Raw genomic sequence first — 16,443 nt, 5'->3', positions numbered from 1 at the left:
GGGTGCGTCACTCGATGGCGGCCCCCAGGGGGTGGGAGCGGATGGCGGCGGCCAGCTCGCCCTCGATGCGGTCGAGGTAGACGCCGGTGGTGGCGATCGAGGCGTGGCCGAGGAGCTCGGCGACGACCTTGACGTCCCACCCGTCGGCCACCAGCAGGGTCGCCGTGGTGTGCCGCAGGGCGTGCGGCGTGGCCTCTCGCTGGTAGGGCGCGGGCATGCGGCGCACGGCACGGGCCAGCAGGGCGCGGATGGCCTGGGTGTCGATGCGGCGGCCGCGCCAGGACAGCAGCAGGGCGCGCTGGGCGTCGTCGTCCTGGGGGCGCTTGGCGGCCAGGGTGGGGCGCAGGCGGGTCAGGTAGTCGTCCAGGGCACGGGCCAGGGGAGCCGAGAGGGTCACGGTGCGGGTGTTGCCGCCCTTGCCGCGGATGCGCCACGTGGTGCGCTCGGGCTCCCGGGCGACGTCGTCCACGTCGGTGCGGGCCAGCTCCGAGACGCGCGGGCCCAGGACCAGCAGGAGCGCGACGACGAGCCGGTCGCGCAGCGCGAGGTCCTGGTCGGTGCGCGCCGGGGTGTCCGACGGCGGCGTCGTCAGCAGGCTGCGCGCCGCGCCCGCCGACAGGGCGGTCCGGGCGGTGCGCAGGGTGCCGCGCACCTTGGCGGGCGGCGCGGCCCACTGCATGGGGTCGGCCTGCACCCAGCACTCCCGGGCCGCGTAGGCGAAGAACCGGGTCACCGACTGCCGGAACCGGTTGACGGTCGCCGTGCTGCGCCCGGGACCGGCCTTGCGGTCGGGGTCGGTGTACCGGGCGTCCGGCGCGGACTGGTACCGCACCAGCACGGTGTCGACGTCGGAGCCCGTCACGTCGTCCAGGATGCGCTCGCGGCCCGTCAGGCGCCCGAACTCCGTCACGTCACGCGTGTAGCTGCGCGCCGTGGCGGGGGACAGGACACCGCGGATCGTCTCGACCTCGACCGCTGCCAGGTAGCGGCGTGCGGCTTCGTCGACGGTGATGCGCTCGAGGCGCGGAGGAGCGACCATGTCCGCCACCCTAAGCGCGACCACTGACACTCCCGATTTGCCGGAATGTGCCGCTGACCTGCGACGGGGCGCGGCGCTCAGGCCAGGTCGCGACGCCGCATCACGACCACCACCACGGCGCACAGCCCCACCACGTAGGCCGCCACGGTCAGCACCGCCCGGTCGCCCGGCAGGACGTCCAGCACGCCGGGGGTGCCCGTCCCGGTACCCGTCAGCGCACCCACCAGGGACCCGGCCGCCGTCCCCGCCAGGAGGCGTCGCGGGCGGCCTGGCCGGTGCCGGGGTCGCTCGCGAAGCTCTCGGTGCCGGTGGCCCAGGACACGTAGTCGAAGACGTACCCGAAGGTCAGGGCCAGGGCGGCCCAGGCGCCCACGGTGATCCACACCGCGGGCCACCTGCGCAGCCGCAGCAGCTCGGCACGGGTGGCGTGCAGGACGGCGCTCATGAGACGTGCTCCTTCGTCGTAGGACTTTCTGTGGTCATCTCGAAGAAGACCTCCTCGAGGCTGCGTTCGCTGGGGGCGACCTCGTGCACGTCGGCCCCAGCGGCGACCAGCGCCCGCGTCAGGTCGGGGGCGGCGCTCGCGGGCAGGTCGACGCCGAGCGCGCCGTCGGGCAGGGGGCGGACGGCGTCCGGGCCGGCCATGCGGGAGGCGACCGCGAGGGCGGCGTCGGGCGGGGTGGCGCGCACGCGCACGGTGACGCCGCCGCGCAGGTCGGCGACGCGGGCCTCGCGCAGCAGGCGGCCGTGGTCGATGATGCCGACGCGGTCGCAGATCTGCTGCACCTCGGCCAGCAGGTGGCTGGACAGCACCACGGTGCGGCCGTCGCGGGCCAGGGAGACGACGAGGTCGCGCATGTCGGCCATGCCCGCGGGGTCCAGGCCGTTGGTGGGTTCGTCGAGGATGACCAGCTCGGGGTCGCCGAGCAGGGCCGCGGCCACGCCCAGGCGCTGCTTCATGCCCAGGGAGTAGCCCCGGTAGGCGTCGCCGCCGCGCCCGGTCAGGTCCACGAGGTCCAGGACCCGCTCCACCTCGCGGCGTGGGAGATGCCGGTAGCGGGCCAGGGTGCGCAGGTTGTCCCGGCCCGACAGGTACGGGTAGAAGCCGGGGCCCTCCACGAGGGCGCCGACCCGTGCCGTCACCTCGGGGCGGCCCGCCGGCCGGCCGAGCACCGTGGCCCGACCGGCGGTGGGGCGCACCAGGCCCAGCACCATCCGTAGCGTGGTGGTCTTGCCCGCGCCGTTGTGGCCCAGGAACCCGTACACCTCGCCGCGCCGCACGCCCATGCTCACCCGGTCCACGGCGGTGCGGTCGCCGTAGCGCTTGGTCAGGCCGTCGGTGCGCAGCACGAGGTCTCTGTCGGTCTCGCTCGTCGTGTCCATGACCTCACCGTCGCCCCGCGCCCCGGTGCCCGGCGTCCGCCCGGGAGCGACACCGCACTACGCAGGTTTGCGTACACGCGGCTTCGTCCACGGGCGAATGTGCTTGTGCCCTCCGGGTACCCACAGTTGCCTGGACCGAGAGCCACGCCCAGGACGGAGAGACCCATGACCACCAGCACGTCGTTCCGCTTCGGCGTCGTCGCCACGCCCGCCCGCACCGGCACCGCCTGGCTCGACCACGCCCGGCACGTGGAGCGCCTCGGCTTCGATTCCCTCGTCGCGCCCGACAGCATCGCCCACGGCCTGTCCGTGCTGCCCATGCTCGCCGCGGCCGCCACCGTCACCACCCGCCTGCACCTGGGCACCTACGTGCTGGCCAACGACTTCCGCCACCCCGTGCTGGTCGCCAAGGACGCCGTGGCCCTCGCCGTGCTGTCCGACGGGCGCTTCGAGCTCGGCATCGGCGCCGGGCACCCCGGCACCGGCCCCGACAACGCCATGCTCGGACGTACGTTCGACCGGCCCCGGGTGCGCGTGTCCCGCCTGGCCAAGTCCGTCCGCATCATCCGCCGCCTGCTCGACGGCGAGACCGTCACCACCACGGGGGAGCACTACGCCACCACCGACGCCTGCGTGGTCCCACGCGGCACCGGCCTGCCCCACGTCCCGCTCCTGATCGGCGCCGGAGGACCACGCATGATCACCCTCGCCGGGCAGAACGCCGACACCGTCGCCCTCGGCATCCCGCTCGACGCCGACGACGCCGCGGCCGGCGCCCTCGTCAAGGTGCTGCGCGACGCCGCCACCGCGGCGGGCCGCGACAAACCCCTCGAGCTCAACGTCAACCTCATGGCCGTCGGCGACGCCGTACCCCGCTACCTCGCCGACCGCATCGACCCGGCGGCGCTCGCGGCCTCGGGGGCGGTGTCCGTGGTCACCGGGTCGCCGCAGCAGATGGCCGACCAGCTCCGGGACCGCCGCGAGCGCCTGGGCATCTCCTACTTCGTGGTCTCCGAGGAGCTGATGGACGCGTTCACCCCGGTGCTGCGGATCCTGTCGGGGGAGTGAGGGGCCCGGGTGTCAGGAGTGCGGGTGGGGCGCGGGGACGAGGGCGCCCAGGAGGGTGCGCAGCCCGGCCGCGGCGTCGTCGGAGGCGGGCGGGGCGTCGGGGAAGGCGAGCCGGTGCACGACGGCGCCGTCCAGGTGGGCCATCAGCAGGGCCGTGTGCGCGGCCGGGTCGGGTGAGCCCGCCGCCGTCAGCCACTGCCGGCCGATCGCGGCGACGCGGGCCGCGCCCCGGCCCATCTCCGCCTGGAGGTCCCGGTCCCGGGCGGCCTCCATGAACAGGCTGTAGCGCGCGACGGTCAGGGTGCGCAGCTCTCCGGTGAGGGTGGCGACCATGCTCGCGAGGGTGTCGGCGAGCGCGTCGGGGGTGGTGGGCGCGGGGGTGGTGCCGGCCAGGCGGGTCCAGCCGTCGACCTCGGTGTCGATCATCCGCACGACCATCGCCCGCAGCAGCGCCTCACGGGTGCGGAACAGGTTGGACGCGGAGCCGGTGGGCAGCCCGGCGGCGGCGTCCACGGCGCGGTGGGTGAGCGCGCGCATGCCGTCGGTGCCGACGACGTGGATCGCTGCGTCGAGCAGGGTGTCCGAACGGGAGGGCATGACCTCACACTACGGCTGTAGTCAACCGCACTACATCTGTAGTAGCGTCGAGAGCATGCCACGAGCCCACATCATCGGCGCCGGGATCGCCGGCACCGCCACCGCCATCGGCCTCACCCGCGCCGGCTGGGACGTCACCCTCCACGAACGCGCCACCCACCCCGAGATCAGCGGCGCAGCCCTCGGCATGTGGCCCACCGCGATCACCGCCCTCGACCAGCTCGGCGTAGGGGAGGCCGCACGCGCCGCCGCCACCCCACAACGAGCAGGCACCGTCCGCCGCCACGACGGCACCCCCCTGGCCACGCTCGACGCCGAACACATCACCCGCCACCCCGGCGACCACGTACGGCTCATCGCCCGCCGCGACCTCGCCCACATCCTCGGCACCGCACTACCCGCAGGGACCATCCGCTACGACCGCGCCGTCCAGGGATCCGCCGACGACGTCGCACGCGGCCGGGTGGGCGCGGAGACCGGAGGCACGGCGGGTGGCTCGGCGCTCGCGGACGTCGTCGTCGTGGCCGACGGCGTGTTCAGCGCGCACCGCACCGCCCTGCTGGGGGAGCGCTACCGCGCCCGGTACACGGGCCAGAGCGCGCTGCGCGGGCGCGTCGCCGTCGTCACCCACGAGGTGAGCGAGACCTGGGGTCCGGGACGGCGGTTCGGCGTCACGCCCTACCGGGACGGCACCACCAACTGGTACGCGTCCCTCGACGCCCCGCGCGGCCAGCGCGCCGCCGGGGGAGAGGTGGCGCTGCTGCGCGAGCTGTTCGCCGGGTGGCACGACCCGATCGGGCAGGTCCTCGACGCGATCACCGAGGACGACGTCATGCGGCACGACCTGTACGACGTCCACCCGCACCTGCCCACCTACGTGGCCGGACGTGCGGTCCTGGTGGGCGACGCCGCGCACGGCATGACCCCCGACCTCGGCCGGGGCGCGTGCGAGGCGCTGGTGGACGCCGTCACGCTGACCCGGTGCCTGACGGGCGCCGAGGGGCGCCCGCGGGCGGGCGACGTCGACGGTGCGCTCGCGCGGTACGACCGCCTGCGCCGTCGTCCGACGCAGCGCCTGCAGAGCCTGGCCCGTGGCATGGGCCGCGTGGCGCACGCACGGCGCCTGGTCGGGGTTCGCGACCTGCTGCTGCGGGTGGCGCGCTGAGCGGGGCGGGTCCGGTGTCGGCGGCGCGTGGTTGAATCCGCTGGTGCGAGCGATCCTCTTCGACGAGTTCCAGGGCCCCGTCTCCGTGCGCGAGGTGCCCGACGTGACGGCCCCCGACGGCGGCGTCCTGGTGCGCGTGCACGCCACCGGGCTGTGCCTGAGCGACTGGCACGCGTGGGCCGGGCACGACACCGACATCCCCGCCCTGCCGCACGTGCCGGGCCACGAGCTCGCGGGCACCGTCGCCCAGGTCGGCGCGGGCGTCACGAGGTGGCGCGAGGGCGACCGGGTCACCGTGCCGTTCGTGAGCGGCTGCGGCACCTGCGAGTGGTGCCGCACCGGGCAGGCGCAGGTCTGCCCCGACCAGACCCAGCCGGGCTTCACGCACTGGGGCTCCTACGCCGAGCTGGTGGTCCTGAACGCGGCCGACGCCAACCTCGTGGCCATCCCCGAGGACGTGTCGTACGAGGCGGCGGCGAGCCTGGGCTGCCGCTTCGCCACCGCGTACCGGGCCGTGGCCGGCCGGGCGCAGGTCCGGGCCGGGGAGTGGGTGGTGGTCGTCGGCGCCGGCGGCGTGGGGCTCAGCGCCGTCATGATCGCCGTGGCACGCGGGGCGCGCGTCGTCGCCGTCGACCGGTCCGAGGGCGCCCTGGAGGCCGCCCGCCGCGCCGGCGCCGAGCGCACCGTGCTGGCCGACGGCCTGGACGTGCCCGCCGTGGTGCACCAGCTGACCGACGGCGGCGCGCACGTCGCGGTGGACGCCGTCGGCAGCGAGCAGACGTGCGCCGACGCCGTGCTGAGCCTGCGCCGCCGAGGACGGCACGTCCAGGTGGGCCTGTTCGCGCCCGTCGACGGCGGACCGCGCGTGCCGATGGGCCGCGTCATCGCCTGGGAGCTCGACCTGCTCGGCAGCCACGGCATGGCCGCCGCCGACTACCCGGAGATGCTCGACCTCGTGGCCTCCGTGGCCCTGCGCCCGCAGGACCTGCTCGACCGCGTCGTCGGCATGGCGGAGGCCGCCCGGCTCGTGCCGACGATGGACACCGCGCCCCGCGCGGGGATGGTGGTGCTGGACCCGGCGCGGGAGTGAGCGTCAGGTGGCCCAGCGGAGCAGCTCGGACAGGGGCTGCGGCACGTGGCCCAGGGGGACGGCCTCGGCGAGGCGGCGCCCGTAGTACTCCTTGCGGCCGCCCCTGCTGCCGAAGAACCGGTGCAGCTGCTGGGCGGTGGTGCGGTCGCGCTGCGCCGGCTGGCCCTGCAGTCGTTCGAGGCTGCGCAGCTCGCCCTCGGCCGTGATCAGTGCGGTCACCGCGTCGACGCCGAGGGCGCGGATGAGCTCGTCCTCGAGGTCCCGGTCGCAGCGGAAGAACCCGTGCGCCGACAGGGGAGTGGTCGCATCCTCAGGACGCAGCCCGACGCGGTCCAGGCCCTTGATCACGAAGCGTTCCTCGGCGGCGTCGTACAGGCCGCCGATCCGCAGGGGCGGTGCCGTGCGGGCGGGGGAGTCCAGGAGGGCGACCAGGTGGTGACCGATGTTGGTGATGCCGCCCATCGCGACGACCTGCACGCCGAGGGCGGCGAGGGGGAGGCCTTGTCGAGCGGCGAGGGCTTCGACGGCCGCGCGGTCGCTCTCGCCCTCGACGAGCACGGCGGTGCTGGTCGAGGCGGCGAGTATCCCGGCAAGGTTCATCGTCTCGGAGCGTATGCCCGGGGCGCGGGGCGGCGCCGCAGAAAATCCTGGCTGCTACCGTGATGATCTTGTTTGGTGTCGAAAGACAGTTGTGTTGCGCTATACACACTGCTTTAGGTTTCTGGGTGCCGAGGGCCGGTAGGGGTGGGGTGCCTCGGAGGGACCAGGAGCCCAGGGCGGGGCCGGCTGACACAACCACCGACTCGTACCCGAGGCTGCACGCTTTGGAGACTGCGTCGGCATCCGGACGATCGGCAAGCTGGCACGCCCTGGAGGCTGCCGTTTGGGGACATTGCATGCCCCGGAGGCCGGACACGGACCTGCGGCACGAGGGCCCGACGATCCAGGGCTGGCTGTGGCCTCGGTCGCCTGATCGTCGTCGTCCGATTCTCCTTTGAGGCCTAAGTTTCTTCGCTTTGGGTCGCGTCAAAGCGAAGAAACCTAGACCTCGAAGGAGATGGGTCAGCCGCGGACTCCGCTGGGCGAGGCTCAGGGACGGTTTTGCCGTGTTTCGGGTCGCCCGTTTGGCGCACGGAGGCACTCATCGGCTCCCTGGGGGCGTGGTTTCTGGGCGTTCTCCGCGCCGTAGTGACATAATGTGCATTATCGGATCTACACCAGAAGCGCGGTATCTCAGCACTCGCGCCGGTCCGTAGACCGAATCGGCGCCGTGTCGGGTTGACATCGTGCTGGGTCGGCTTGGCGCGTCGGGATCTGATCGCCATCCAGCCGACGACGCCCGCCGGCCCTCGGGCTTCGACCTAGCGCTCCGCCATCGAGCCCGTGCTGGCCGACTGGCTGGTCGCGCCCGTCGAGCACGTCGGCTCCACGTCAGTCCAGGATCGCCGGCGCAACCCACGCTCGCTGACATAACGAAGCCGTGACCGGTCCTCCGCGCCCAGTTCCCGGCGCCGTCCCCGACACAGACGCAGGCCCGGGCCGATGCCGCCCGCAGGGCACAATCGCCGCATGACACCTGAACTCGACGCCAGGGAACGCGACGCCCGAGCCGCCGACGCGCTGTCCGTGGCCGACGCGCTACGCCGTTGGCCCATCGTCCGCATCGGCGACGACGTCGACCCCGGCTGGTGCGAGGCGCTCGGCGCCTGGGCGAGTTCCTGCGGACTGGAGGAGGTCACCACGCAGGACGCGACCCTCGTGATCACGGGTGACCCCGCGCAGGCCGGGAGCGCCACCTGGGTCCACTCCCCCAACGCCGGCGTCGAACGGCTGGCGTCCGCACTTTCGGAAAGCGCTCTCCTGACGCGCACGACGGGCACGATGCCGCCGCGCATCGCCGAGTACGTGCTGACCTGGGTGCTCGCGGAGCGCTGGCACGTCGCGCGGTACCTCACGCACTCGGCGACGGCGACGTGGGATCGCACGGAACCGCCGCTGCCGCCCCGTCGTCAGGACGCGGTCGTGATCGGCACCGGGGCGATGGGGTCGGCGATCGCTCGAACGCTGGGACAGCTCGAGTACCGCACCGTGGGCCTGAGCCGGACCGGTCGGCCCGACGATGCCTTCGACGTCGTGCTGCCGCTCGACGAGGCGTTCGGCAGCACGGCCGGCGCGCCGTCTGCCTCACAGCCCGGCACCCAGCCCACTACGACGTTCGACGCGGCCCAGGCCGACGTCCTGGTGCTCGCGCTCCCCCACACCCCGCAGACGGACGGCCTGGTCACGCCCGCGCTGCTGCAGGCCTTCGACGGGGTGCACCTGGTGAACATCGGCCGCGGCTCGGCCCTGCGCACCGCCACGCTGGTAGACGCGCTCGACGCCGGGAACGTGCGGCACGCGACCCTGGACGTCACCGAGCAGGAGCCGCTCCCGGCGTCGTCGCCCCTGTGGCGCCGGCCGGACGTCACGGTCACGCCGCACATCTCGGGGCTCACCCTGGCATCCGACGTCGTGGGCGCGCTCGACGCGGCGCTGACCGAGATCCGCGCCGGGGTCCGGCCGTCGTCGGCCGTGGTGCGGGACCGCGGCTACTGAGCGTGCCTGCCCGGCGCGAACGGCCACTCCTCGAAGGCGCTGCACAGCCCGTCGTCGTCGAGCTCCAGGACCCACAGGTCCCGCCAGCGGTCGCCCGGCTCGAGGTACTCGACGTCCACCCGGACCACCGCCGTCGGCCCGTCCACGGCGATCACCTGGGCGGTGAGCGTGAACTCCTCGTCCGGGCCGTCGCGCTCGGCGTCCCAGAGCTCCGCGAGCGCCGGGAGCCCGACGACGGGTGGTGCCCAGGGTGAGGTCTTGTAGGTGGCGTCGGTGGTGAAGAGCTGGGCGAGGCCGTCGGTGCCTGCGGTGCGCCAGAGTCGTTCGTAGTCGCGGACCCAGGTCTCGACCTGTGTGCGGTGCGTCATTCCTCGAGGCTAGTCACGGGGCGTCGGGCACGCCTGGGCGGTCGATCTGGTCGGCGAGGTGCTGGGGTGCCTGGATGCAGTAGGAGTCGGTGAGGAGCTCGGTGAGCTCGCTCCAGTCGGTGTGCTGGTCCAGGACGAGGCCGACGACGTTGCTCCCCCAGTCGGCCTTGAAGTACTGGGGGCCGAGGTGCTGGAAGGCGTGGACCTCGTCGGGGTCGGCGCGGAAGGTGACGCGGACGAGGCCGTCCTCGCCGCCGAAGACGTGGGCGACGGTGGAGTCGCGGGTCTTCCAGGCGACGCCGGTCCAGGCGTCGCGCTCGGTGCACTCGGGCAGGCGTTCGAGGATCGCGGCGATCCGCTGGACGACGTCGACGGGTACGGGGGCGCGTTCGGTCACGTGGGGAGTCTTGCACCAGCCACTGACACTCCCCTGATCAGTGGCCGGTCGGTCGCACGGTCAGACCAGCCCGAGCTCCCGGGCCCGTACCCCGGCCTGGAACCGGGACTCCGCCCCGAGGGCGGCCATGAGCTCGGCCACCCGCCGCCGGTAGGTGCGGACGCCGAGCCCGAGGGTGCGGGCGGCGGTCTCGTCCTTGACGCCCTGGCCGAGCAGGTCCAGGACCTGGGGTGCGAGCTGGCGGATCTCGGCGATCTGCGTGTCGTAGACGGCGAGGTCGGTGGCGGACCGGAAGGCGGCCTCGAACAGGGAGGTGACGCCCTGCACGGTCTCGGGCTGGGTGATCACGCTGTAGCTGCGCTGCCCGGCTCGGACGTCGCCGGCGAGGATCACGAGGCGGCGGTCGAGGATGATCGTCTCGTTGATCTCGTCGGCGGTGATGCGGATCTGGGCGCCGTGCCGGTCACGGTCGCGGGCCAGGCCCTGGGCGGCCACGGGGTCCAGCAGGAGTGCGGACCGGTAGACCTTGCGGATGCGGGCGTCTCCCGGCCGCCGGCTCCCGAGCGCGTCGGCGAGCTCCCCCGACGCCTGCGCGCGGGCCCAGGTGGCCAGGTCGTTGGCGGCGCAGGCGACGTCGGTGGCCGAGGCCAGCAGGTGCGCCGTGCGCTCCATGAGCTCGCGCTCGCCGTGCACGATGGTGACCATCTCGCCCGTCCGCATGGCATCGATCATGCCCCGTGCGCCGGGCCGGGCACCAGGCGGGACGGCGTCCGCGGCAACAACCTGCCAACGGGCCGGGAATCCGCGGCTGCGGGGACAGGCTGGCGGCATGACGACAGACACGACCACCCCCACCACCTGGCAGCTCGGCGACCGCACCGTCAACCGGGTCGGCCTCGGCGCCATGCGGCTGATGGGCATGCCCTGGGACCCGGCTCCCCGCAGCCGTGACTCGGCGCTCGCGGTGCTGCGCCGCGCCGTCGAGCTCGGGGTGAACCACATCGATACCGCCGCGTTCTACTTCACGCCCACCCGGTCGGCCAACGAGCTGATCGGCACCGCCCTGCAGCCCTACGGGGACGACCTGGTGATCACCACGAAGGTGGGACCCGCGCGGTCGCGGGACGGGCAGATGGAGCCGATGGCGCGCCCCGACCAGCTTCGCGCGCAGGTCGAGGAGAACCTGCGCCAGCTCGGCCGGGACCACCTCGACGTCGTCAACCTGCGCTGGGGCACCCGCATGGCGGGCGAGGGACGGGCGGCCGACTCGGTCGCCGAGCACTTCGGCGCCCTGGCCGAGCTGCGCGACGCCGGGCTGGTCCGGCACCTCGGCGTCTCCAACGTGCTGGCCGAGCAGCTCGCCGAGGCGCTGACCATCGCGCCCGTGGTGTGCGTGCAGAACCAGTACGGCCTGACCAGCCGGGAGGACGACGCCCTGGTCACCCTCTGCGGCGAGCGCGGCATCGCGTTCGTGCCGTTCTTCGCCGTCGGTGCGGCCGTGCCCGGCGCGTCTCCCGCCGGAGGTGCCGACGAGACCGGGCAGGCAGAGGTCGCCGCGGTCGCGGCCGCGCACGACGCCACCCCGGCACAGGTGCGCCTGGCCTGGACCCTGCACCGGGGCCCGCACGTCCTGGCGATCCCCGGCACCGGCAGCGTGGCGCACCTGGAGGAGAACGTCGCCGCGAGCGCCCTCCGGCTGAGCGGCGAGGAGCTCGCGGTGCTGGACGGGATCACTCCCGTGGCCTGACCGGGCGCCCCGTGCGAGGGCGTGCCCGGGAGTCCCGGACGGGGCCTTCGGGGAGCGCCGAAGTACCGCGCCGGGTCGGGGGTGGGCGACGTACCGTGCGCCCTGTGATCCAGTGCACCGGTTCTCGTCGCCCGGCGACCGTCGTCGTCGCCGTCCTGCTCGTGGCGGCGCTCGCGGGCTGCTCCCCCGCGCCGACCGGGCGGGGCGAGCCGGCGGGGCAGGGCACACCGACCGGGCAGGACTCGCCCGGCGCGGGGGCTGCGCCGTCGTCGGCGGTGCCCCGGCCGGCCGACCTGGATCTGAGCGGGGTGCGGGAGCCGTGCGCGACCTGGGGTGCGCTGGACGGGACGACGATCGGCATGGTGCACCCGGAGGCGGCGGACGACTGGACGGACGGGTACTGGGAGCTGCTGTTCCCGGGGGCGCGGGTGGCGGCGTGCGGGTGGATCGACGGGTACCCGGACGACCCGGCGGCGGGCGCGGACCCGACGGACATCGGGTTCACGGTGGGTGCGGTGGTCGGCACGGGGCTGGACGCGTACCTGGAGGCCGGCGAGGACCCGACATGGACGGCCGAGGACCTCACGGTGGAGGGCTACCGCGCTCGCGGGGCGCTGCGCACGGAGACGGCGCGGGCGTGCAGCGTGCTGGTGGACGTGCACGACGGTCAGCTGCTGTATGTGTCGTGGAGCCGGGGCGGGCAGTTCCCGGCCGGGACGACGTTCGAGCAGGGCTGTTCCGACGCGGCGGACCTGGCCCGGCAGGCCCTGCGCGTCGTGGCACGGGGCTGACGGACACAGGGCTGACGGACACTCCGGACGAGGAGCACGACCGTCCAGGGCGCTAGCCTGACCGGCGTGAAGATCGCGGTCACCGGTTCGACCGGCACGGTGGGCAGTCAGGTCGTGCGGCTCCTGGCCGCGAGCGCCGGGCACGAGGTCGTGGCGCTGGCCCGGCGTCCGGAGGCGGTCGCCGGGTCACGTACGCACGGCCCGGTCTCCGCGGTGTACGCGGACTACGACGATCCGGCCTCGTTGCGGGCGGCGCTGGTGGGGGTGGACACCCTGGTGTTCGTCTCGGGTGACGGTGAGGCGGCGCGGATGCTGGTGCAGCACGGGAACGTGGTGCGTGCCGCGGCGGACGCCGGCGTGGGGCACGTGGTGTACCTGAGCGGGGTGGACGCGGACCTGGCGTCGCCGTTCTGCTACGCGTTCACCAACGGGTACACGGAGGGTCTGCTGGCGGCGAGCGGGTGTGGGTTCTCGTTCGCGCGGGCGTCGCTGTTCACGGAGTTCTTCGCGGCGTTCCTGCGGCCGGCGCTGGTCTCGGGCGAGCTGCGGGTGCCGGCCGGGGACGGCCGGGTGTCGCTGGTCTCGCGGGCCGACGTGGGCCGGTGCCTGGCCGCGCTGGCGCTGTTGCCGCCGAGTGGGCGGCACCACGACCTCACCGGCCCGGAGTCGCTGACGCCGGACGGTATCGCTCAGGTCCTCACCGGTGTCGCGGGGCGGCCGGTGCGGTACACCGACGTCGAGCCGGGGGTACTGGCCGAGGACCTGGCGCGGGCGGGCGAGGACCCCTGGTGGACGTACGCGTACGGCAGCATGTTCGCGTCCGTGCGCCAGGACCGGTGGAGCGCCGTCTCGACCGAGGTGCGGCGCCTGACGGGACGGGTCCCGCTGGGAGTGGCGGACGTCGTCGGCCCCGTTGCCTGACGACGTCCGCCCCCGCTGCCGGGGTCAGCGGTACTGCGCGACGATCGGGCAGTCCATGGGGTCGGCGTAGCCGAGGCCGACGCGGTTGAGGTAGCGCACGATGATGCCGTAGGACTCGACCAGGCCGGTCTCGGTGTACGGGATGTCGCGCTCGGCGCAGAACTGCACCAGGATCGGGCGCACGTGGCGCAGGTTGACGCTCGCCATCCGCGGGAAGACGTGGTGCTCGATCTGGTAGTTCAGGCCGCCCATGGCCCAGGCGACGAAGCGGCCGCCGCGGATGTTGCGCGAGGTGAGCACCTGGCGGCGCAGGAAGTCGATGCTGTTGTCCTTGGGCAGCAGCGGCATGCCCTTGTGGTTCGGGGCGAAGGTGGCGCCCATGTAGACGCCGAAGACGGCGAGCTGCACGGCCAGGAACGAGACGCCGAGGACCGGGCCGAGGGTGAGGACCACCACGACCGGGAAGCCGATCAGGCGGACCGCCAGGAGCACGCTCTCGACCAGGCGGTGCTTGATGGCCGGGGTGGTGGCCAGGGTCTGCACGGACTTGGCGTGCAGCACGGGACCGAACAGGGCCAGCATCGGGAAGAACAGCCAGCCCTGGCGGCGGGTGACCCAGCCCAGGAACCCGGTGCGTCCCACCTCCTCCCCCGGGACGAACACGAGCGCCCCCGTGTCGATGTCGCCGTCCTTGCCGATGACGTTGGGGTTGCCGTGGTGCTTGTTGTGCTTGCGGCTCCACCAGCCGATGCTCAGGCCCACGAAGAGGTTGCCCACGATGCGGGAGAACCACTCGTTGTTCCGGCCGTGGGCGAAGATCTGCTGGTGCCCGCCGTCATGGGCGAGGAACGCACCCTGGGTGAACACGACACCGAACAGCACGGCCACGGCGAGCTGCCACCAGGTCTGCCCCAGGGTCAGCAGCAGCACGAACGCGAGCGCCAGGGCGGCGGTCAGGGCGATTGTCCGCCCGATGTACCAGCCGACGCGGCGCTCCATGAGGCCGGCGGCGTTGGCGCGTTCGACGAGATCGAAGTAGTCGTTGGTCTGCGCGTTGCGGGCCGTGCGTCGTTGGCGGGCCGGGCGGGGCGGGGCTTCGGTCGTCATGGGCGTCAACCTAGGAACCCGGCTTGTGGTGGCGCGTCCCCCGCAGGAGCCAATCTCACCCCCTACGCAGGTATCGGGTCCGGGTCCTCGACGGGCAGGATCGCGGTGAGCTGGAAGCCGCCGTCGAGCGTGGGGCCGGCGCTGACGGTGCCGCCGAGCGCGGTGACGCGCTCGCGGATGCCGGCCAGGCCCAGGCGGGCGCCGGGGGTGGGCTCGTCGTCGCGGTCGGGCGGGGTGTTGCTGACGGCGACGCGCAGCACGTGCCCGTCGTCGGTGACGGTCACGGTGATCGCGGACCCGGGGGCGTGCCGTAAGGCGTTGCTCAGGGCCTCCTGGACCACGCGGAACGCCGTCAGGCCTACGACCTCGGGCACGGCGTCGCCCTCGTCGGCGCTCTCGGTGCCTGCGCCGTCACCGACGTCCCCGGCGGCGTCTCCGGGGTGCGCCTCCCGGTAGGTGATCGCGACGCCGGACGCGCGCGTCGACTCGATCAGCCCCGTGACGTCGGACAGGGTGGGCAGCGGCGCGGTGGGCGCGGTGTCGTGGCCGCGCAGGATGCCCAGCAGGCCGCGCATCTCCCCCAGGGCGCGCCGCGAGGAGGCGGCGATCTCCTCGAACTCGCGCTGCACCGCCTCGTCCAGGCCGGGCTGGCGGTAGCGCGCCGTGGACGCCTGGACCGTGATGACGGACATGCTGTGCGCGACGACGTCGTGCAGCTCGCGGGCGATCCGGTTGCGCTCCTCGAGCTCCCGGCGGCGCCCCGTCTCGGTGGCGCTGAGCCGCTCGGCCTGCTCCATGCGCAGCACGCTCAGGCTCCACAGCCGCACCAGCACCCCGAACAGGGCGAAACCGCCGGACAGGGAGACCAGCACGACGCCGTTGGCGAACGCCGCAGGGTGTCCTCCGTCACTCAGCGCCGCGGGCGCCAGCACCGTCAGCATCGCGCCGGCCAGCCAGAGGGACGACGCCCAGTACCAGGAGTGGCGCAGCGCCAGCACGAACACCGTCAGGCAGTGCGCCAGCAGCACCGTGACCGGCCACGGCCACGGCCACTCCGGGGCGGCCCCCGCGGTGACGACCGTCAGGGCGGCGGACCCCGCGATCGAGGCGCTCAGCCCGGCCCACGGCCAGCGCATCGCCAGGATCGCGGCGGCGCAGTTGACCAGCGTGAACGCCATCGCCGCGGCGGGGTGGGTGCCGTAGCCGGAGGCGGTGACCGGCCAGCCGACGGCGACCAGCGTGACCGCCGCGATCGAGACCAGCGACCACAGCCACACGACCTCACGGCGCGCGATCGAGACCGCGCTGACGTCCAGGCGGGTCAGGGAGCGCAGCCGTCGGCGCCGCGTCGGGAGTGGGTGATCCATCACGCGCAGGCTATGCCGTCCCCGCCGCCGTGCGCGTCCCTCCCACGAGCGACCCGCCGTCATACTTTCGTCTCTCCGTTAGGTTGTCCCCATGCCAGCACCAGCCGACGTCGCCCACGACATCCGTGTGCTGATCGTCGACGACCAGTCGATGATCCGCGCCGGGTTCGAGGCCCTCCTGAACGCGCACGAGGGCATCACCGTGGTCGGCACGAGCGACGACGGCGCCGGCATCGCCGACGTCGTACGCCGCGTGCAGCCCGACGTCGTGCTGATGGACATCCGCATGCCCAAGGTCAACGGGCTGGACGCCGCCCGCACCGTCATGGGCCTGCCCGGCACCCCGCCCAAGGTCATCATGCTGACCACCTTCGACGCCGACGAGTACGTCTTCTCCGCCCTGCGCGCCGGCGCCAGCGGGTTCCTGCTCAAGGACTCCCCGCCCGAAGAGCTGACCCACGCCGTCCGGATCGTCGCCGCGGGCGACGCGCTCCTGTCGCCGCGCGTCACCCGCGCCCTCATCGCCGACTACGCCGCCCGCCCCGCCGTGCCCGCCTCGGCCGAGGTCACCCTCGCCGGGCTGACCGACCGCGAGATCGACGTCATGAAGGCCGTCGCGGCCGGACGGTCCAACGCCGAGATCGCCACCGACCTGCACCTGGCCGAGCAGACCGTCAAGACGCACGTCTCCCGCATCCTGAACAAGCTCGCCCTGCGCGACCGCACCCAGATGGTCGTCAGCGCCTACGAGTCCGGCCTGGTCCGCCCCGGCCGCTGAGATGTCAGACGTACAGATCCCCTCCAGGGA

At 73.8% G+C, this 16,443-nt stretch carries 19 protein-coding genes; 8 read left to right on the top strand and 11 right to left on the bottom strand.

The genetic code is table 11. From position 1 onward, the window contains the following. Window positions 1-7 precede the first annotated feature (7 nt). The 4 genes from H291_RS0112605 to H291_RS0112590 form a co-directional block, all read right to left on the bottom strand. Window positions 8-1,039: a tyrosine-type recombinase/integrase gene (locus tag H291_RS0112605; protein WP_020015358.1), complete on the bottom strand. Its 1,032-nt coding sequence runs from the start codon at window positions 1,037-1,039 to the stop codon at window positions 8-10. 77 nt (window positions 1,040-1,116) lie between these two features. Continuing rightward, window positions 1,117-1,263: a hypothetical protein gene (locus H291_RS34175; RefSeq protein ID WP_020015357.1), complete on the bottom strand. Its 147-nt coding sequence runs from the start codon at window positions 1,261-1,263 to the stop codon at window positions 1,117-1,119. After that, complete coding sequence (locus H291_RS34170) at window positions 1,251-1,484, bottom strand: hypothetical protein (protein ID WP_026365692.1); 234 nt, start codon at window positions 1,482-1,484, stop codon at window positions 1,251-1,253. The genes H291_RS34175 and H291_RS34170 overlap by 13 nt, the downstream gene beginning before the upstream one ends. Continuing rightward, window positions 1,481-2,422 carry an ABC transporter ATP-binding protein gene (locus tag H291_RS0112590; RefSeq protein ID WP_020015356.1) on the bottom strand — a complete coding sequence of 314 codons (942 nt, stop codon included), beginning with the start codon at window positions 2,420-2,422 and terminating at the stop codon, window positions 1,481-1,483. The genes H291_RS34170 and H291_RS0112590 overlap by 4 nt, the downstream gene beginning before the upstream one ends. 165 nt (window positions 2,423-2,587) lie before the next feature. Here H291_RS0112590 and H291_RS0112585 point away from each other — a divergent pair, with 165 nt between their 5' ends. After that, complete coding sequence (locus tag H291_RS0112585) at window positions 2,588-3,490, top strand: TIGR03621 family F420-dependent LLM class oxidoreductase (RefSeq protein ID WP_020015355.1); 903 nt, start codon at window positions 2,588-2,590, stop codon at window positions 3,488-3,490. Window positions 3,491-3,502: 12 nt separating this feature from the next. On the opposite strand, the gene H291_RS0112580 is transcribed toward H291_RS0112585, so the two are convergent. Further along, a complete protein-coding gene (locus tag H291_RS0112580) occupies window positions 3,503-4,087 on the bottom strand; it encodes a TetR/AcrR family transcriptional regulator (RefSeq protein ID WP_020015354.1) in 585 nt (194 codons plus the stop codon). Between the two features lie 55 nt (window positions 4,088-4,142). Between H291_RS0112580 and H291_RS0112575 the strand changes: the two genes are divergently transcribed. Next, window positions 4,143-5,252, top strand: coding sequence for an FAD-dependent monooxygenase (locus H291_RS0112575; RefSeq protein ID WP_020015353.1), 1,110 nt, complete (start codon window positions 4,143-4,145; stop codon window positions 5,250-5,252). A gap of 43 nt (window positions 5,253-5,295) precedes the next feature. Next, window positions 5,296-6,342: an alcohol dehydrogenase catalytic domain-containing protein gene (locus H291_RS0112570; protein WP_020015352.1), complete on the top strand. Its 1,047-nt coding sequence runs from the start codon at window positions 5,296-5,298 to the stop codon at window positions 6,340-6,342. Window positions 6,343-6,345: 3 nt separating this feature from the next. On the opposite strand, the gene H291_RS0112565 is transcribed toward H291_RS0112570, so the two are convergent. After that, on the bottom strand, window positions 6,346-6,942 hold the full coding sequence (locus H291_RS0112565) for a TOPRIM nucleotidyl transferase/hydrolase domain-containing protein (RefSeq protein WP_051109417.1): 597 nt from the start codon (window positions 6,940-6,942) through the stop codon (window positions 6,346-6,348). Window positions 6,943-7,911: 969 nt separating this feature from the next. Between H291_RS0112565 and H291_RS29870 the strand changes: the two genes are divergently transcribed. Beyond that, on the top strand, window positions 7,912-8,937 hold the full coding sequence (locus tag H291_RS29870; RefSeq protein ID WP_020015350.1) for an NAD(P)-dependent oxidoreductase: 1,026 nt from the start codon (window positions 7,912-7,914) through the stop codon (window positions 8,935-8,937). On the opposite strand, the gene H291_RS0112555 is transcribed toward H291_RS29870, so the two are convergent. From H291_RS0112555 to H291_RS0112545, 3 genes are read right to left on the bottom strand one after another with little or no spacing between them, the layout of a single operon-like run. Beyond that, a complete protein-coding gene (locus H291_RS0112555) occupies window positions 8,931-9,305 on the bottom strand; it encodes a nuclear transport factor 2 family protein (protein WP_020015349.1) in 375 nt (124 codons plus the stop codon). The two genes, H291_RS29870 and H291_RS0112555, sit on opposite strands and share 7 nt — an antisense overlap. Before the next feature lie 13 nt (window positions 9,306-9,318). Next, on the bottom strand, window positions 9,319-9,702 hold the full coding sequence (locus H291_RS0112550; protein WP_020015348.1) for an MmcQ/YjbR family DNA-binding protein: 384 nt from the start codon (window positions 9,700-9,702) through the stop codon (window positions 9,319-9,321). A 60-nt stretch (window positions 9,703-9,762) separates the two neighbouring features. Further along, window positions 9,763-10,422 (bottom strand): response regulator transcription factor, encoded by a 660-nt coding sequence (locus H291_RS0112545; RefSeq protein ID WP_020015347.1) that lies wholly within the window; start codon window positions 10,420-10,422, stop codon window positions 9,763-9,765. Between the two features lie 109 nt (window positions 10,423-10,531). Between H291_RS0112545 and H291_RS0112540 the strand changes: the two genes are divergently transcribed. The 3 genes from H291_RS0112540 to H291_RS0112530 all read left to right on the top strand — a co-directional run bounded on the left by H291_RS0112540 (window position 10,532) and on the right by H291_RS0112530 (window position 13,161). Continuing rightward, the gene (locus H291_RS0112540; RefSeq protein WP_020015346.1) at window positions 10,532-11,449 is read left to right on the top strand and encodes an oxidoreductase; all 918 of its coding nucleotides are present in this window, start codon (window positions 10,532-10,534) and stop codon (window positions 11,447-11,449) included. 104 nt (window positions 11,450-11,553) lie between these two features. After that, window positions 11,554-12,240, top strand: a complete 687-nt coding sequence (locus H291_RS0112535) for a DUF3558 family protein (RefSeq protein ID WP_020015345.1) — start codon at window positions 11,554-11,556, stop codon at window positions 12,238-12,240. 66 nt (window positions 12,241-12,306) lie between these two features. Then, window positions 12,307-13,161, top strand: a complete 855-nt coding sequence (locus H291_RS0112530; RefSeq protein WP_020015344.1) for an NmrA family NAD(P)-binding protein — start codon at window positions 12,307-12,309, stop codon at window positions 13,159-13,161. A gap of 24 nt (window positions 13,162-13,185) precedes the next feature. Here the strand turns inward: H291_RS0112530 and H291_RS0112525 are convergent, their stop codons facing one another. Both H291_RS0112525 and H291_RS29865 read right to left on the bottom strand, forming a co-directional pair. Continuing rightward, a complete protein-coding gene (locus tag H291_RS0112525; protein ID WP_020015343.1) occupies window positions 13,186-14,268 on the bottom strand; it encodes a fatty acid desaturase family protein in 1,083 nt (360 codons plus the stop codon). A 62-nt stretch (window positions 14,269-14,330) separates the two neighbouring features. Then, window positions 14,331-15,635 (bottom strand): sensor histidine kinase, encoded by a 1,305-nt coding sequence (locus H291_RS29865; protein ID WP_020015342.1) that lies wholly within the window; start codon window positions 15,633-15,635, stop codon window positions 14,331-14,333. A gap of 91 nt (window positions 15,636-15,726) precedes the next feature. On the opposite strand from H291_RS29865, the gene H291_RS0112515 reads away from it, so the two are divergent. Further along, the gene (locus tag H291_RS0112515; protein WP_033325933.1) at window positions 15,727-16,413 is read left to right on the top strand and encodes a response regulator; all 687 of its coding nucleotides are present in this window, start codon (window positions 15,727-15,729) and stop codon (window positions 16,411-16,413) included. The last annotated feature ends 30 nt before the right edge of the window (window positions 16,414-16,443 follow it).

This window comes from Promicromonospora sukumoe 327MFSha3.1 (assembly GCF_000385135.1).
Classification (GTDB): domain Bacteria; phylum Actinomycetota; class Actinomycetes; order Actinomycetales; family Cellulomonadaceae; genus Promicromonospora; species Promicromonospora sukumoe_B.
This window is presented reverse-complemented; position numbering and strand designations above follow the sequence as displayed.

Coding starts and splice junctions, on each gene's coding strand:
- H291_RS0112605 (WP_020015358.1), bottom strand. CDS start 1,039: ATGGTCGCTCCTCCGCGCCTCGAGCGCATCACCGTCGACGAAGCCGCA.
- H291_RS34170 (WP_026365692.1), bottom strand. CDS start 1,484: ATGAGCGCCGTCCTGCACGCCACCCGTGCCGAGCTGCTGCGGCTGCGC.
- H291_RS0112590 (WP_020015356.1), bottom strand. CDS start 2,422: ATGGACACGACGAGCGAGACCGACAGAGACCTCGTGCTGCGCACCGAC.
- H291_RS0112585 (WP_020015355.1), top strand. CDS start 2,588: ATGACCACCAGCACGTCGTTCCGCTTCGGCGTCGTCGCCACGCCCGCC.
- H291_RS0112580 (WP_020015354.1), bottom strand. CDS start 4,087: ATGCCCTCCCGTTCGGACACCCTGCTCGACGCAGCGATCCACGTCGTC.
- H291_RS0112575 (WP_020015353.1), top strand. CDS start 4,143: ATGCCACGAGCCCACATCATCGGCGCCGGGATCGCCGGCACCGCCACC.
- H291_RS0112565 (WP_051109417.1), bottom strand. CDS start 6,942: ATGAACCTTGCCGGGATACTCGCCGCCTCGACCAGCACCGCCGTGCTC.
- H291_RS29870 (WP_020015350.1), top strand. CDS start 7,912: ATGACACCTGAACTCGACGCCAGGGAACGCGACGCCCGAGCCGCCGAC.
- H291_RS0112555 (WP_020015349.1), bottom strand. CDS start 9,305: ATGACGCACCGCACACAGGTCGAGACCTGGGTCCGCGACTACGAACGA.
- H291_RS0112545 (WP_020015347.1), bottom strand. CDS start 10,422: ATGCGGACGGGCGAGATGGTCACCATCGTGCACGGCGAGCGCGAGCTC.
- H291_RS0112540 (WP_020015346.1), top strand. CDS start 10,532: ATGACGACAGACACGACCACCCCCACCACCTGGCAGCTCGGCGACCGC.
- H291_RS0112525 (WP_020015343.1), bottom strand. CDS start 14,268: ATGACGACCGAAGCCCCGCCCCGCCCGGCCCGCCAACGACGCACGGCC.
- H291_RS29865 (WP_020015342.1), bottom strand. CDS start 15,635: ATGGATCACCCACTCCCGACGCGGCGCCGACGGCTGCGCTCCCTGACC.
- H291_RS0112515 (WP_033325933.1), top strand. CDS start 15,727: ATGCCAGCACCAGCCGACGTCGCCCACGACATCCGTGTGCTGATCGTC.